Origin of the sequence: Collimonas sp., assembly GCF_035566375.1 — a bacterium.
Taxonomy (GTDB): Bacteria; Pseudomonadota; Gammaproteobacteria; order Burkholderiales; family Burkholderiaceae_D; genus Collimonas.
The window spans coordinates 13,790-28,651 of the sequence record NZ_DATMRK010000016.1; the positions used below are offsets into that span (position 1 = coordinate 13,790).

General features: G+C 55.3%; 20 protein-coding genes and 1 pseudogene. 8 read left to right on the forward strand and 13 right to left on the reverse strand.

Going from position 1 to position 14,862, the window contains the following annotated elements; all coding sequences use genetic code 11:
- Window positions 1–41: 41 nt before the first annotated feature.
- A complete protein-coding gene (locus tag VNZ60_RS04315) occupies window positions 42–524 on the reverse strand; it encodes a substrate binding domain-containing protein (RefSeq protein ID WP_325657194.1) in 483 nt (160 codons plus the stop codon).
- 98 nt (window positions 525–622) lie between these two features.
- Here VNZ60_RS04315 and VNZ60_RS04320 point away from each other — a divergent pair, with 98 nt between their 5' ends.
- The 3 genes from VNZ60_RS04320 to VNZ60_RS04330 all read left to right on the forward strand — a co-directional run bounded on the left by VNZ60_RS04320 (window position 623) and on the right by VNZ60_RS04330 (window position 2,616).
- On the forward strand, window positions 623–1,006 hold the full coding sequence (locus VNZ60_RS04320; protein ID WP_325657195.1) for a VOC family protein: 384 nt from the start codon (window positions 623–625) through the stop codon (window positions 1,004–1,006).
- A 604-nt stretch (window positions 1,007–1,610) separates the two neighbouring features.
- A complete protein-coding gene (locus VNZ60_RS04325; protein WP_325657196.1) occupies window positions 1,611–2,291 on the forward strand; it encodes a 4'-phosphopantetheinyl transferase family protein in 681 nt (226 codons plus the stop codon).
- A gap of 76 nt (window positions 2,292–2,367) precedes the next feature.
- Complete coding sequence (locus VNZ60_RS04330; protein WP_211443726.1) at window positions 2,368–2,616, forward strand: hypothetical protein; 249 nt, start codon at window positions 2,368–2,370, stop codon at window positions 2,614–2,616.
- Between the two features lie 97 nt (window positions 2,617–2,713).
- Here the strand turns inward: VNZ60_RS04330 and VNZ60_RS04335 are convergent, their stop codons facing one another.
- A complete protein-coding gene (locus tag VNZ60_RS04335) occupies window positions 2,714–2,935 on the reverse strand; it encodes a hypothetical protein (protein WP_325657197.1) in 222 nt (73 codons plus the stop codon).
- 187 nt (window positions 2,936–3,122) lie between these two features.
- Here VNZ60_RS04335 and VNZ60_RS04340 point away from each other — a divergent pair, with 187 nt between their 5' ends.
- Both VNZ60_RS04340 and VNZ60_RS04345 read left to right on the forward strand, forming a co-directional pair.
- Window positions 3,123–3,485: a hypothetical protein gene (locus VNZ60_RS04340; RefSeq protein ID WP_414648773.1), complete on the forward strand. Its 363-nt coding sequence runs from the start codon at window positions 3,123–3,125 to the stop codon at window positions 3,483–3,485.
- Window positions 3,486–3,719: 234 nt separating this feature from the next.
- Window positions 3,720–4,766: an oxidoreductase gene (locus VNZ60_RS04345; protein WP_325657199.1), complete on the forward strand. Its 1,047-nt coding sequence runs from the start codon at window positions 3,720–3,722 to the stop codon at window positions 4,764–4,766.
- A 633-nt stretch (window positions 4,767–5,399) separates the two neighbouring features.
- Here VNZ60_RS04345 and VNZ60_RS04350 read toward each other — a convergent pair.
- A complete protein-coding gene (locus tag VNZ60_RS04350; protein ID WP_325657200.1) occupies window positions 5,400–5,555 on the reverse strand; it encodes a hypothetical protein in 156 nt (51 codons plus the stop codon).
- A gap of 88 nt (window positions 5,556–5,643) precedes the next feature.
- Window positions 5,644–6,513, reverse strand: a complete 870-nt coding sequence (locus tag VNZ60_RS04355) for a LysR family transcriptional regulator (protein WP_325657201.1) — start codon at window positions 6,511–6,513, stop codon at window positions 5,644–5,646.
- Window positions 6,514–6,634: 121 nt separating this feature from the next.
- Between VNZ60_RS04355 and VNZ60_RS04360 the strand changes: the two genes are divergently transcribed.
- Window positions 6,635–7,075, forward strand: a complete 441-nt coding sequence (locus tag VNZ60_RS04360; RefSeq protein ID WP_325657202.1) for a multidrug/biocide efflux PACE transporter — start codon at window positions 6,635–6,637, stop codon at window positions 7,073–7,075.
- Window positions 7,076–7,135: 60 nt separating this feature from the next.
- Here VNZ60_RS04360 and VNZ60_RS04365 read toward each other — a convergent pair whose 3' ends face one another.
- From VNZ60_RS04365 to VNZ60_RS04395, 7 genes are all read right to left on the reverse strand, one after another.
- Window positions 7,136–7,393: a DUF1488 family protein gene (locus tag VNZ60_RS04365; protein WP_325657203.1), complete on the reverse strand. Its 258-nt coding sequence runs from the start codon at window positions 7,391–7,393 to the stop codon at window positions 7,136–7,138.
- Between the two features lie 357 nt (window positions 7,394–7,750).
- Window positions 7,751–8,806, reverse strand: coding sequence for an adenosine deaminase (locus tag VNZ60_RS04370; protein WP_325657204.1), 1,056 nt, complete (start codon window positions 8,804–8,806; stop codon window positions 7,751–7,753).
- A 113-nt stretch (window positions 8,807–8,919) separates the two neighbouring features.
- A complete protein-coding gene (locus VNZ60_RS04375) occupies window positions 8,920–9,648 on the reverse strand; it encodes an amino acid ABC transporter ATP-binding protein (protein ID WP_325657205.1) in 729 nt (242 codons plus the stop codon).
- Window positions 9,629–10,285: an amino acid ABC transporter permease gene (locus tag VNZ60_RS04380; RefSeq protein ID WP_325657206.1), complete on the reverse strand. Its 657-nt coding sequence runs from the start codon at window positions 10,283–10,285 to the stop codon at window positions 9,629–9,631. The genes VNZ60_RS04375 and VNZ60_RS04380 overlap by 20 nt, the downstream gene beginning before the upstream one ends.
- Window positions 10,282–10,962 carry an amino acid ABC transporter permease gene (locus VNZ60_RS04385; protein WP_325657207.1) on the reverse strand — a complete coding sequence of 227 codons (681 nt, stop codon included), beginning with the start codon at window positions 10,960–10,962 and terminating at the stop codon, window positions 10,282–10,284. The genes VNZ60_RS04380 and VNZ60_RS04385 overlap by 4 nt, the downstream gene beginning before the upstream one ends.
- Window positions 10,963–10,989: 27 nt before the next feature.
- On the reverse strand, window positions 10,990–11,778 hold the full coding sequence (locus tag VNZ60_RS04390) for a transporter substrate-binding domain-containing protein (protein WP_325657208.1): 789 nt from the start codon (window positions 11,776–11,778) through the stop codon (window positions 10,990–10,992).
- 1 nt (window position 11,779) lies between these two features.
- On the reverse strand, window positions 11,780–12,502 hold the full coding sequence (locus VNZ60_RS04395) for a GntR family transcriptional regulator (protein WP_325657209.1): 723 nt from the start codon (window positions 12,500–12,502) through the stop codon (window positions 11,780–11,782).
- Window positions 12,503–12,772: 270 nt separating this feature from the next.
- On the opposite strand from VNZ60_RS04395, the gene VNZ60_RS04400 reads away from it, so the two are divergent.
- Entirely contained in the window at window positions 12,773–13,252 is a 480-nt protein-coding gene (locus VNZ60_RS04400) for a GNAT family N-acetyltransferase (RefSeq protein WP_325657210.1), read from the forward strand.
- A 187-nt stretch (window positions 13,253–13,439) separates the two neighbouring features.
- On the opposite strand, the gene VNZ60_RS04405 is transcribed toward VNZ60_RS04400, so the two are convergent.
- Window positions 13,440–13,616 (reverse strand): CsbD family protein, encoded by a 177-nt coding sequence (locus VNZ60_RS04405; RefSeq protein WP_325657211.1) that lies wholly within the window; start codon window positions 13,614–13,616, stop codon window positions 13,440–13,442.
- Window positions 13,617–14,048: 432 nt separating this feature from the next.
- Here VNZ60_RS04405 and VNZ60_RS04410 point away from each other — a divergent pair.
- A pseudogene (locus VNZ60_RS04410) lies at window positions 14,049–14,237 on the forward strand (Crp/Fnr family transcriptional regulator); the annotation flags it as partial.
- 47 nt (window positions 14,238–14,284) lie between these two features.
- Here VNZ60_RS04410 and VNZ60_RS04415 read toward each other — a convergent pair.
- Window positions 14,285–14,728 (reverse strand): hypothetical protein, encoded by a 444-nt coding sequence (locus tag VNZ60_RS04415; RefSeq protein WP_325657212.1) that lies wholly within the window; start codon window positions 14,726–14,728, stop codon window positions 14,285–14,287.
- Between the last annotated feature and the right edge of the window lie 134 nt (window positions 14,729–14,862).

Sequence of the window (14,862 nt, forward strand, 5' to 3'; positions counted from 1 at the left end):
CTGCGCCCTTGGCGCTGTCAATTTCCATAAAGCGGCCGTTGCTATCGACGCCGCACCGATCGATGCACCTCCGGTGCGTCTGCCGCATTCATCTTCTGGATCACCAACCCGATGAACGCCGATACCGCGAGCGGCAGGTGGCGGCGGCTCGGATACAGCACGCTCATGCCGTGACCGGTGCGCCGGTATTGAGGCAGCACCGGGACGAGCACGCCGGCCTGAACGTCGAGCTTGGCCATCGCGGGCGCCAGCAGAGCGATGCCGAGTCCGGCCACGGTAGCCTTGCGCAGTGCCCGCGCGGTATTGCCGCTGAAGCGCCCGGTGACTTGCACTTCTTTCTCGCCATTCGGGCCTGCAAAACGCCATGTGGCGTGGCCGCTGGGACGCGCGGAGATCACACAGTCGTGGCTCACCAGGTCCTGCAGCGTGCTGGGCGAGCCGCGCGCGGCGATGTGAGCGGGGCTTGCCACCATGGCGTCGCTGAGGGGGGCGAGGATCTGACGGCCGACATAGCCTGAATCCATGCTGTTTGATGGAAAGCGGATGATGGATGATATATGGTGGGTTTGTGGTGGGTTTGAGATGATGGTTGATCTCGAAGGATGCTAAAAGGAGGCGCAACGTGAGCGTGCAGCTAAACCATACTATCGTCTGGTGCCGCGACAAGCAGAAATCAGCAACATTCTTCACGGAAGTTCTGGGCCTGCAATCCGCCACCCGATTCGGACCGATGCTGGTGGTTCAACTCAGCAACAAGGTTTCACTCGACTTCTATGAGAACAATGGCAAGATTTCCTCCCAGCATTATGCCTTCTTGATAGGCGAAGACGACTTTGATCAAACCTTCGCCCGCATCCATGATCGAGGGCTTCAGTATTGGGCAGACCCTGGTAAGCACCGGACTGGAGAAATCAACCGGAACGACGGTGGCCGCGGGGTGTATTTTGAGGATCCCGACGGCCATCTCCTTGAGGTCATTACTCGACCATATGGGAGCGGCGGGTAGATGGGGTGCAGGGTAAGGTGGACGTGAGTATTGAATGCCGGCTTCCTGGTGATGCGGCCGGCAGCATTGCCCTGAGTGGGGTGAATTGCAACTCTCGTGTCACTTTATGCCTGTCAATACTGACAGCTGTGTCGATTTCATGAGGGAGCTACAATGACTCCGTCTTCTACAACTCTCCCCGAGTTTGGATTCGACCCGTGACCGCAAGGTATCACGGGTCTTTTTTTTTCGGCTGTCCTGTATAGATGGAACAGGCGGTCGTCATGCGGCAGTCATACCATTGTCATGTTGGGTCGGTAAGATACGGGGTGTTGATTTAGTGCTCACTCATAAAGTCCAACCCAGTCGGGCAGGCGCTTTTCGAAGAGTGTTTTGCCATCAACAGGTTGGCCGGTAGCCTCGATCACCGGCACCAGTTTTGCTGTGTCCAAATCAACCCGCTCCCGTAAGGTGTGCGGGTTTTTGTTTTACTGTTAACAGCGTGTTAACGGCGCTTGCCGGCCGCTATAATGCTTGCTGCCTGCCGCGCGGCAGGTCGTTCCCGGACTTGTCCGGGGATTCGCTTAATTCCACACGCACCCACATGCACATTCCAGCCGATGTTATGAGCAAGACTGTTTTGCCCGCAATGCCTGAATCCATTTGCCAGGCCAGCTTGCGTTATACGGTCGACGCCGGACAACTGGCGCGCCTGACAGGCAATGGCATTGTTTTGCCCGAGAGCTTGGCAAACGCAGTGTTAAAACGTCAGGTGGAGTTTGCCGCAGGCAGGTTTTGCGCTCGCGAGGCGCTGCAAAAACTTGGCTGCGATAGCCAGGCAACGCTCGCCATCGGCCAGCATCGGGCGCCGCTCTGGCCGGCCGGCTACCTGGGCTCGATCAGCCACGGCGATGGTTTGGCGATTGCAGTGGCGGCGGTGGCTCGGGAATGGCGCGGTTTGGGAATTGATATTGAGCGCATCCTTAGCAATGAAGCGGCGCAGCCTTTGGTCGAGCATTTGATGACGGCGTCAGAACTGGCTATAGGCAGCAGCGCCGGCCTGACTCTCGAACATTGGCTGAGCCTGGTTTTCTCGGCCAAGGAGAGCCTGTTCAAAGCGCTTTATCCCTTTGTCGGCCGCTATTTCGATTTTCTGGATGCCGAGGTTTGCGAATTGCAAGAACAGCAATCCTGTCTCATGCTGAGACTGGTGACGAACTTGTCACCTTCATGTGTCAAAGGAAGTCTGTATTGCATTCGCTATAGTTGTTTCTCGAACAATGTAGCGACCTTATGCCTGCTCTGAAGGCTGATCTACACCTTGCGCAGGGCTGGATATTTGCGCGGCGGCATCTATAATAAAAGGTCTTCAGGAGGGTTTTATGAAGGCTGCGAAAATCATCGAGATGTGGGGTAGGGCAAGTCGCCAGGTACCGCTCACCAGCGACGACGATATCGTACAGATGTTTGCCAACGAAATCGCAAAATTGTCTTACAAGCTTACTGAGGAAGAGTTATATCGGCTGATAGCGGTCGGCGCGCTGGTTTATCAGCGAGGTTTCCGCGAGTTCGATGGAAATGTCATGGCTGATCTGCTGATCAGAACTCTGCGCGAAGGTGGACGAGCGTAGGGGGATTCCAATTCAATCCTGCTGGTCCAAAAAAAGCCTGCGTCCTCACGGTTCGCAGGCTTTCATAATGTTGACCAAAGCGCACGTCTAAAGCAACTTAAACCCGCACGATTTTTTCGCCAGTCTGGTCAATTACAAATTTTCCTTCCGCATACGGAGTCAGTGCTCGTCCATCCGCCAGCTTGTAGATTTCCCGGCCGGGCAGGGAAGCGACGGTGCCGTTTGCGGTCGCTCTTTCAATCGAGTCTTTATAGCACTCGACATGGTAGGCGTTCCCTGTTTCTTTGCCTTTGGCGTCAAATTTTTCTGCTAAATCCATAAATGTCTCCTTGTGCGCGAGGTTGGAATACCTGCGGTAACGATACCAGATTTTATTTAACGATTGTAGCAATCAATGCGTTGATCCGGCATCGCGCCCGCCCGCTTGGCTGCTATCCATTGCTGCTATCCGTTGCGGCGCGTACCATGAGGGTCGCAGCATGGCAAATTCTACAGAGGAAGCAGTAATGAACGACGGTTTGACAAGAGATGAATACGACGCACTGGAACAGATCCGCAAGGGCACACACGGCAGGGTGAGTGCTTGTGTGGCAAGGAATACCAAGCGCCTAACCGGGCTGAAGTACATTGCGTATGAAAAAAACGGCAGCCTGTCGTTGACCGACAAAGGGCAGCAGACCTTGTTTATCAGGAATTGCATAGACGGCCTGCGTGCCGTAGCCAGCGATCCTGGCGCCAAGCTTGCTGCTGACGTTGCCATGTTCCTCGGCAAAAAAGGACATGTCAGCGCCAGGCCTGCTGGCGACGGTTACGACATCACTGAAAAAGGGCGCGAATCCCTGGCAGATATTGATTCTTCGGCCACTTGAAGCACCGCATGAGTCACCGCTTGCGCTGCCGTTTTGAAGCTGTAAAACAGCAACGCAAGTTATGCCCGGAGTATTAAGCTTGTGCGTTCAGTAAAAAATCATATAAATCAAAGACTTGATTAAAATTCTTGATGGTTATCCACAGGACTGTCCACAATTTCTGTGGGTAACTTTCAGAGATGACTTATTTGGTCCTCCGTGGCTGAATCGATCAAGTAATCCACAGGAAAACCCATGTCCATGTTGAAAATAGGTCTTTTAGGCTACGGCTACGCTGGTGCGACTTTTCATGCACCACTGATCGGACACTCGGGCCGTACCGTGGTCAGCGCGATTGCCAGCAGTCAAGCCGAGGCTGCTGCGAAAGCATGGCCGGAGGCGCGCATCGTCGCCGATCTCGATGCCTTGCTGGCTGACGCCTCGATTGAATGCGTTGTGATCGCGACGCCCAACGACACCCATTTTAAGTTTGCTCTTAGTGCACTGGCGGCCGGCAAGCACGTGGTGGTCGATAAGCCGATCACGCTGAGCGCTGCCGAGGCCCGCATCCTGGCGCGCACGGCCGCCGACAGCAAGCTGTTGCTGGCGCCGTTTCATAACCGTCGCTGGGATGGCGATTTCCGCACCGTGCAGGCGTTGATCGCCAGCGGCCGGCTTGGTCAGGTCACGCATTTCGAGTCGCATTTCGATCGTTTCCGGCCCGAGGTGCGGCAGCGCTGGCGCGAGAATGCCTTGACCGGCGGCGGCCTGCTGTACGACCTGGGGCCGCATTTGATCGATCAGGCGCTGACATTGTTTGGCGCCCCGCAAAGTGTCAATGCGACCATCGGCGCTTATCGCGAGCATGCCCAGGCGGAGGATTATGTCCATCTGCAACTGGCTTACCCGGACAAGCAGGTGGTGTTGCATGCCAGCGCCCTGAGCGCGCTGGAGGCGCCGCGTTTTATGATCCACGGCCGGCGCGGCAGTTATCTGAAAGCCGGACTCGACAGCCAGGAAGATCAACTCAAGGCCGGTTTGCGTCCGGGGCAGGCGGGCTGGGCCAAGAACCCGCCTGGCTCGATCAGGGAAGTCGAGGGCGAGCTTGATCTGCGTGGTGAATTGGCGACCTTGGATGGTGCTTACGTGGAGTTTTATCGTGCACTGGCAGCGTCGATCCAGGATGGTTTGCCATTCCCGGTCAGCGCGGATGCTGCCGTCAGCGTCTCGGAAATCCTGGAACTGGCGCGCCGAAGCGCTGAAGAGGGCCGTCGTCTGCCTTATGTTGCGACTGGATGGTAACGCTATCATCTGTATGAATAACTGATATGCGTTAAATAAATTGGCGGCCGCCTGATCGCGTCTATATAGTTACACCTGTCTCCTCCAACACCTCCTAAGGTTTGGATTCAAGCCCGCACCGAAAGGTCTAGCGGGCTTTTTTTTTTGCCTGGCGGGTTGCGGTATAAATGGGTATATAGGCAGCATTGGCCCGCTAGCTTGCCTTATTAGAAAAATCTGTGTATAATTCAAAAATTGCCTGTCGCGTATAACGTCATTTCAAAGCGCTTTTTCAACGTGATTCGGGCCAATACAAGAGTAGATTCGTTACACGTCGGAGCCACTTTCCAGATAGGACTGGGTTTCGGGAATCTTCTCCTGTATTGAAAAATATAAAACCTGCTTACCTTACGGTCGCAGGTTTTTTTGCATTTGATACCGTATTTTTACTATGTTGCAATGCGCCATATTTCATCTTATAGTTATTCCGTCTCCTCCAACCCCCTATGGTTTGGATTCAGCCCGCGCCGCAAGGCCCAGCGGGCTTTTTTTTGCCTGTCGGAAAGGAAGAACCCAGCCAGCTGCCATATGGCCGCGCCTGGCTGCGATTTTTTGTCAGGAAATATGGCGCGCGTCCGCAGTGCCGGCAACGGTTTATTGGTGCGGCTTGATCGTCCGGCTTCGCAACCTGGCGTCGGAGCGGGCGTTGCGGTTGTACGTTGACAGAAAACCGCGTGTCTTGAACTCTTTGCGCAGCAGGAAAAGAGCAAGAAGAGCGGCAAAAGTGATGGAGGCAAGAATGATTAACATTTTTCGGCCGTTTGTTGGAGTGGTATCAGATAGCAGCAAAATTCGCGCCAGATGCCGTTCGTCTACTGATTCGCTGCAAGACACCTATTTATCGCGCCATCAGGGTATCCAGCAGCCAGCTGCCGGCCGGTCCCAATCCGCGTTGCCGCGACCAGACCGCATCGACCTGAATGCTTTTCGGCCAGCCGAGCACCTGCAGCTCGAGCAAGCTGTTGGCGGCAAAACGCTTGGCCAGCCAGTATGGCAACTCGGCCCAGCCAAAACCCAGTTCCGTCATTTCCAGCAGTAGCAGGTAACTCGATGCAGTCCAGACTTTGCCGCGCCGCCGCTGCACAGCATCGCCCGCTTCGTCGGCATAGGTGCTCAGGCGCAACTCGCGTGCGCCATGCAACATCTCGCTAGAGATGTGCTTAGCCTTGGCCAGCGGGTGCTGCTTGCCAACATACAAGCCGATGGCGGAACGATCAGGCACGGATTCAAAGCCGATATCCGGCGGGTAATCCGGCTGCGCCGCCACCAGCCCAAGATTGGCGCGCCCTTCCTGCACCAAAGAGACCACATCGTTACGCTCTGCAATCATGCATTCCAGCTCCAGTTCCGGGTAACGTTGCTCGAAACTGGTGAGGATATGTTCGAAGCGGTCCGACTGGTAAGTATCGGACAGCACCAAGGTCAGTTGCGGCTCTAGCCCGTCAGCCAGCCGATGCGCGGATCGTTGCAAGCGGTCGGTGGCTTCCATCACTTGCTGCGCATGGACCAGCATCGCCCGCCCTTGCTCGGTCAGTGTCGGGCGGCGAGTGCTGCGGTCGAACAGCATCAGTCCCAGGTCGATTTCCAGGTTGGCGATTGCCTCGCTGACCGTGGATTGTTGCTTGCCCAGCTTGCGCGCCGCCGCGGAAAACGATCCCAGCGTGGCCGCCTCGACAAACATGAACAGTGTTTCCAGGGATTGGCGCATGGCGTAGTGACTCCTATCAGGCGATGCCAACATATCGGTTTTTCCGATGGTTATCAGTTTTATAGTATCAGGTAAATCGAAGAAAATAGCCTCATCAGATTTTTGAAGCAACGGAGGCAATATGAATACGAATAAGACCTGGACTGAGCGCGCTACTCACGCACTGATATTTGAAGTGCTGGCAGTAGCTTTGACGGCGCCGATTTTGGCGTGGGTGATGAAAGTGCCGATGGCGCACGCGGGTTTGCTGACGCTGATGATTTCGTTGGTGGCGATGACCTGGAATATGATTTTTAATAGCCTGTTTGACCGTATCGAACGGCATTGGCGGCTGGCCCGCACCACGGCCATGCGGGTAGTGCACGCAACCGCATTTGAAGCCGGGCTGGTAGCAATCGTGGTGCCGCTGGTTGCGTGGTGGCTGGAGATGAGTTTGCTCGATGCACTGATTCTCGACATCGGCTTGCTGCTTTTCTTCCTGCCTTACACCTTCGTTTTCAACCTGGTGTACGACAAGCTGCGCGCATCCTTGCTAAAGAAACGCGCGTTTGCCGACTCGTGAAAATCCATCGCATGCGCAGGCCGCATGCGATGGATTGAAACGATCAGGCTAGCCTTGAAACTATAGGAAATAACCAGTGCCGATAACCAGCGGCTTGCCGACAATGCCGGCGCCGATCAAGCGTCGCGCGACGCCTTCGATTTTTGTCTGGAAAGCGCGGTAAGTGCCGAGCAAGTCGAGTTTTGGGTCTTTCGAATGCGACAGATCTGAGAGTGTGGTTGCTGGCACCAGGCACTGATACTGTTGAAATTCGACCATTACCGTAAACAGGATGCCGGCGTTGGTCAGGCGAGGTGCAGCAAGTACGTTGTCCATCATGGTCTCCACGATAATACGGTTGCGCAGAGTCAGACGGGATCGGTAAGGCAGGCTATCTGGCTGCTCTCCCCATGGTGCACGCAAACTGTCCGGCTGGCAAGGACAATACTGCGCCGAGAGGGGCCGCAGATTTGTTATATGCCTGTCGAATATCAGGTATGCGAACTCTAAAGCATACAAATGCGGGCCGCATAGTTATAGTCACGCCTGTCTCCTCCAATACCTCCTAGGTTTGGATTCAGCCCGCAACCGCAAGGTCTGCGGGTTTTTTTTGCCGCTCTCGGCCAGGCGTAAAAAAACCGCCGGGCCTGGTTGGCGCGGCGGTTGTGTGCGGTGTCGGAAATGCGGTTAACGAAATTAATGCGCCATGCAATAACCGTCCAGCTCCAGCAGCAATTGCTGCTTCGCCGCTGCCGGTAAAAATGTCGCTTCAAATGCATTCCGCGCCAGCATCACCAATTCAGTGCGGCTCAAGCGCAGGGCGGTTGCCACCGCCAGGAAATTGGCGTTCATATAGCCGCCGAAATAGGCCGGATCGTCAGAATTGACGGTGACCGCCAGCCCCGCGTGCAGCATGCGCGCCAGATTGTGCTTACGCATATCGTCGACCACGCATAGCTTGAGGTTGGACAACGGGCATACCGTCAGCGGAATCCGTTGCTGCGCCAGCCGTTTCATCAGGACCGGATCTTCCTCGCTGCGCACGCCGTGGTCGATGCGCTCTACATGCAGTACATCGAGTGCATCCTTGACGTATTGCGGCGGACCCTCTTCGCCGGCGTGAGCAACCAGATGAAACCCAAGTTCGCGGCAGCGCGCGAAAACCCGAGCAAATTTTTCCGGCGGGTTGCCGCGTTCGGCCGAATCCAGGCCTATGCCTATCCACAGGTCGCGATATTGGGCACGCAAAGGCAGCGCTTCCTCCAGGGTGGCGAAGGCCTCTTCTTCCGATAAATGGCGCAGAAACGACATGATCATGGCGCTGCTGAAGCCGTGTTTGTCACGCGCTTCACGCAAGGCGCGGGCAATCCCTGAAAACACCACGTCGATGGCGATGCCGCGTTCGGTATGGGTTTGCGGATCGAAGAAAATTTCAGCGTGGCGCACGTTGTCGGCGCGCGAGCGGACAATGTACGCCATCGTCATTTCATAAAAATCCTGTTCGGTCTGCAATACAGCGGCACCGGCGTAGTACAAATCCAGAAACGATTGCAGATCGGTGAAGGCGTAAGCGGCGCGCAGTTCTTCCACTGAGGCGTACTGCAGTTGGATGTTGTTGCGTTGTGCCAGTGCAAACAGCAATTCAGGTTCCAGCGTGCCTTCGATATGCAGGTGCAATTCCGCCTTCGGCAAACCTTCAATGAAGGAGATCAGATCGGCAGCGAGCGGCGGGGTGGTACGGATTGAATTCATGTGTACTTCCATGGTTAACAGGAGCTGATCCGCAATTTTACAGAATTGCAAAGCAGCTCCCCCGTTTGCCGATTTTACTGTTGGTTGGCGTTCAGTCGTTGCTTAGTCGAAGTTTAATTTGCCGCGCCCAGAAACTGCTGCAGTTCGACGGTTTTCGGATGAGCGAAAATCTCTTCCGGCGGCCCGATTTCATGCACCTTGCCTTGATGCATGAACACCACGCGATCGCAGACTTCGCGGGCAAAACGCATTTCATGCGTCACCATCAGCAAAGTCATGCCTTCTTCCGCCAGCCCGCGCACCACCGCCAATACTTCGTTCACCAGTTCAGGGTCAAGCGCCGAGGTAATTTCATCGCACAGCAGGGCTTGCGGCTGCATCGTCAGCGCGCGTGCAATCGCCACCCGCTGTTGCTGGCCGCCTGACAACTGATCGGGATAGGCATCGAATTTTTCAGCAAGACCAACCCGCGCCAGATTTTCCTGAGCCGATTTGCGCGCCTCGCTCTCTGTGGTTCCCTTGACGATCATCGGCGACAGCATCACGTTGCGGCCGACAGTCAGATGCGGAAACAGATTGAATTGCTGGAAAATCATGCCGACCTTGAGGCGCAGCGCCCGCAATTCCAGCTCGGATTTTCCCAGATGCGCGCCGGCGACGCTGATATTGCCCTCGTCTATGCTTTCCAAACCGTTGATACAGCGCAGCAAGGTGCTCTTGCCGGAGCCGCTTTTGCCGATGATGGCAATCACTTCGCCGGGTTCGACATCGAGTCGGATGCCTTTCAGCACCTGGTTATCGCCGAAGCTTTTCTTTACGTTATCAATGGCGATGAGCGGCATTGAATTTCCTTTCCAGAAACTGACTGTATTTGGACAGCGGCCAGCACAACGCAAAATACATCAGCGCCACCAGTGCATATACGGTGAACGGCTGAAACGTGGCGTTGGTGATCATGGTGCCGGCTTTCGACAGTTCGACGAAGCCGATGATGGAGGTCACTGCGGTGCCTTTGACGATTTGCACGCTAAAGCCGACGGTGGGCGGAATCGCGATGCGCAAGGCTTGCGGCAGGATCACGTGGCGCATTTGCTGCATGTAGCTCATCGCCAGGCAAGACGATGCTTCCCACTGGCCGCGCGGGATGGCGTCAACGCAGCCGCGCCAGATTTCGGCCAGATAGGCGCTGCTCCAGCAAGTCAGCGCCAGGCCGGCGGCGAGCCAGGCCGGCACTTCCAGGCCAAACAAAGCCAGGCCGAAAAACGCCAGGAACAATTGCATCAGCAAGGGCGTGCCTTGAAACAGCTCGATGTACATCTTGGTCAGGCGCCGCAGCCAGGCTTGCTTAGAGCTGCGCAGGAACAAGACGATCAATCCCAGCATGCCGCCCAGGGCGAACGACGCCAGCGACAGCAATACGGTCCAGCGCAGCGCCAGCAACAGGTTGCGGACGATATCCCATACCGAAAACGAAATCATGCGGCCTCCCTGGCGACGGGCCGGCCAAACAGCCGGTTGCCAATCAAGCGCAACAACTGCCGCAAGCCGATCGCCAGCAGCAGATAGATCGCAGTCGACAGCAGATACGATTCAAATGAACGGAAATTGCGGCCCTGGATGAAGTTGGCGGCGTACGCCAGTTCTTCCACCGCAATTTGCGAACATACGGCGGAACCCAGCATCACGATGACCACCTGGCTCGACAATGCCGGCCAGATTTTTTGCAGGGCAGGCGGCAGGATGATATGACGGAATATCTGCATTCTGCTCATCGCCAGGCTCAATCCGGCTTCGATCTGGCCGCGCGCCACGGCGGCGATGCCGGCGCGGATGATTTCGCAGCTATACGCGCCGAGATTGATCACCATAGCCAATAGCGCCGCCTCCATCTCGCTGATTTGCAAGCCTATCCCCGGCAGCCCGAAGAAAATGAAAAACAGCTGGATCAGGAACGGTGTGTTGCGGATCAGCTCAACGTAGGCGCTGACCAAGGGCCGCAGCCAGCGCGGGCCCTGGGTCCGCGCCCAGGCGCCAAAGATGCCGACCGCTATACCCAGCAGACCGCCGATGACGATCAGTTCGATCGTCACCAGCACACCTTTGATGAGCACGGCGGGATAGTCGAACGGCGCCAGAAAATCGAATTGGTAACTCATGTCTCGGCCTAAGCTTGCAAGCGGCGCTTACAGATTGGCCGGCAACGGCAGTCCCAGCCACTTCACGCTCAAGGCATTCAATTCGCCGTCTTTCTTGGTTTGCGCCAGGATCGCATTGACCTTGTCGAGCAATTTCGGTTCATCCTTGTTGAGACCGATCGAGCATGGCGAATTCTTGATCAGGAACTTTGTTTCCGGCTTCTTGGGCGGATTCTTGGCGATGATCGCCGCCGCCACCACGTTGCCGGTAGCCACCAGTTGCACCTGGCCGGACAGGAAAGCACTGATAGTGCCGTTATTGTCTTCGTAGCGCTTGATGGTGGCGCTGGCCGGAGCGATCTTGGACAGTTCCAGGTCTTCCACAGCACCGCGGGTCACGCCCACGGTTTTGCCAGCCAGGTCGGCCGCATTGCTGACTTTTTGATCGGCGCTGCCGAAGACACCGTTATAAAAAGGTGCATAAGCATCGCTGAAGGCGATGACTTTTTCCCGTTCCGGATTCTTGCCCAGGCTGGAAATGATCAGGTCGACTTTTTTGGTTTGCAGGTAAGGCACGCGATTGGCGCTGGTGACCGGCACCAGTTCGATCTTGACGCCCATTTTCTTGGCAATCAAGGTGGCGACATCGATGTCCAGGCCCTGTGGTTTGAGATCGCTGGTGACCGAACCGAATGGCGGGAAATCCTGCGGCACCGCGACTTTCAGGACGCCGTTCTTGACGATTTGATCAAGCGCATCGGCCCTTGCGGCGCTGCTGAACAGGGCGGTCGCGGCCATCGTGACCATCGCGGCCAGCAAGATCTTTGGAAATTTCATGTTAAAACTCCTTCAGCTGAGGTGATGTTGCAAAGTCGGTATTCTGTGTAAGCGGCGCCAGTGCCTGTCCTAGCGGCGACAAGGGATCGCTGCGCAGCGATTGTGCCAGGCCAGCTTCAACATTGCACAAATGATCGTGCATCAATTGTTCTGCCAGCGCCAGATCGCCATCTTCCAGCGCGGCGACGATGCCGACGTGTTCGGCGCAGGATTGCCTGGCGTGATGCGAGGACTGGTACTGCATGGCGGTCAGCGTGGTGCGGGTGGTGAGGTCGCGCAGGGTATCGGCCAGCAAGCTGTTGCCGAACGATTCGCACAGGCAGACATGGAAATCGCCCAGCAGGAAACTGCGGGTGGCGACATCTTCCCCCTCTAGCGCGGCTTGCTCGCGCTCGACGTGCTGGCGCAATGTGCGGATCGCGTCCTTGCTGAGCGGCCGCGCATGACGTAGCAGCCCCAGCTCAAGCACCCGGCGCGCTTCGAAGGCGTCGCGCGCGTCTGCCGGCGTCGGTTCGATCACATACCAGCCGCGGCGGGCGCTGACGGTGACGATGCCACGTGTCACCAGGCGTGTCAGGGCCTCGCGAATCTGGGTTCGGCTGACGCCAAACAATTCTGCCAGTTGCTGCTCGCCCAGCCGGGTGCCCGGCGCCAGTTTACGCGCCAGCATCGCTTCGGTAATCCGTGCGGCGATCTGGGTTGATGATTTGGCGGTGGCGGTCATGCTGTCGTACCAGCAAGTCGTATGCCAGGCCGTTATTGCTAGCTGATGCACCAATCTGATATACAAGATTGGTGTATCAGTTCACCAAATTGGTAAGCGCTGCCGATAATTGTCACTAAAAAGGGGAGTGGTTGCTCTTTTTTGGCACCGTTTTTGGCTCCGCCTTTGGGTCCGTCTGTGGCACCCATCAGGTCTTGCCAGGCGCTGATATAAAATCGCTGTCAGAGATACATCAATCACATCAATCGATATGCGACCAGGATCCAGGACATGACTCAGATAGTGAACGCCGACTTCTCCAATGCGCGCCATGCAAGCGCGATTGTCCAACTCTTGAATGGCTACGCCACGGATCCCATGGGCGGCGGACAACAGCTTACCGATTTCGTTAAAAGTAATCTGATCGCCACCATCAGCAAGAGAAGCGATGTGCATGTGGTGCTGGCTTTTGTTGACGACGAGCCTGCCGGCGTGGCGATTTGCATCGAAGGGTTTTCCACCTTTGCTTGCCAGCCGCTGCTGAATATCCATGATCTGGGGGTTGCCGAAAAATTTCGTGGCCAGGGAATTTCGAAGAAACTGATCCGGCAGGTGGAGCAGGTAGCACTCGGATTGGGATGCTGCAAGATTACGCTGGAGGTGTTGGAGGGCAATCAGCTTGCTCAGGGCTTGTACAAATCAAGCGGCTTTGCCGGTTACGAACTGGATCCGAAAATGGGGAAAGCCCTGTTGTGGCAGAAGAAGCTATAGTGCCCAAGCTTTGACAGCTTGCAGCGGGGGAGCAGGCCTGATTCGCGGATTCGACTTTAGATAAAAGAAATCGTAAAAAAATGCCCTTGTGTGGACAAGGGCTAAACAACGGGTAAGGATCCACGTTGCTAGGGAAGAAATTTAGCGTTGATGGAGGAGAGATAGTCGGGATTGCGCGAGAATGCGGTTAACTATCTTTTTTGAGATCGCGCTTTAGATCGCCATAGTCTGCTTGGACCTGGCCTATGGTTTTTTCAATATTGCCCTTTTGTTCCAGATTCTTGTTGCCGACGATCTTGCCGGTAACTTCTTTCACTTTGCCTTCTGCCTCTTTAACACGGCCTTTGACTTGATCTTTGTTCATGTCTAGCTCCTGGTAATTTTCTGACTCATGGATCGAAGCGTCCCACCGGGTTTGTGGCACACGCTAAGGCAAGCATGCGCGCACGCATAAGTACCGTCTGTGCGTCGGTACACATTAGAAAAATAAATTTTTGAGAATTGCGGACCCGGATTCGATTTTTTTCTATGTCTCCTAGCGTACAGACCCAACTCTGTTTCCGCGTTCAGATATGGACTCCATATCAATCATCGCAGGAAATCCAAATGTATATAGGCCTAGGTACCATTGTGATCGTCCTTATCTTGTTTCTCATTTTGAGATAGGCGCAGCGCAGATTTTTATAGTTGGGGGGGCACGGTTTCCGGCTCACCGCGCAAGCGATGAATTGCGCCGGACTGTGCGCTTGAGGCGCATGCCGCCTCGCTCGGCCTGCTATTCTATGAGGGAAAACTATTGCTTACGAGCCTGGATCGGCTGCAGGGCAACGATCTGGTGATGACGCAAGAATTGATCGCCAACATGCTCGGCGTACGCTGTGAAGGCGTGACCGAGGCTGCCGGCAGTTTGCAGAGCGCGGGATTGATCCGCTACGTGCGTGGCCACATCATGGTGCTGGACCGGCCGGGGCTGGAGCAGCGCACTTTTTCATAAATCGCCTTACTGGTTTTCACCTAAGAGCAAATCACTATTTAAATGCCAAGCGCTTTGCCTAGTGCTGCTGTTGCTTTAGCAATATTCCCTTCTTGGCAATCGTAGGCGGCCAGTTGTCCCGCTTTAATTAGTGCAATGCCCTCTGGCGTTCTTGCCATCCTGTCCAAGACACTGAAAGTCATTGCTCCGTCTTGATGAGGCAAGCCTGTGATTTCGACAAAAAAAACCTCAAATGCGTCAATGCATTCATCGTCAGAAAGCCCGACTGCCAAACCGCAATATTTAACGAAACCTCTAAAAAAAATCATGATGTCGTTAACGTTTTCATGGAACAACTTTGGTGATATGGAGTGGACTGACATTCCGAAAATAGTGGCCGCATACTCGGCAACTCTGGCGTAGTCTTTATTCTTCTTCGGCGCCCCTTGCAAACCTCGTAACAAAGCGCCTGCTAGATCACTTAACTCAGATTGTTCGTTCATCTCATTCTCCTAGAAAAACACGCGCGTAGCACATATCTGGCGGCCTCGACGTCGAAGTCTAGGCAATAATTCTGATGTCAAAATAGTCTCGCTGAAATAAAGCTTAAAACGTGAGTTGGCCGACGTCTGTTCGT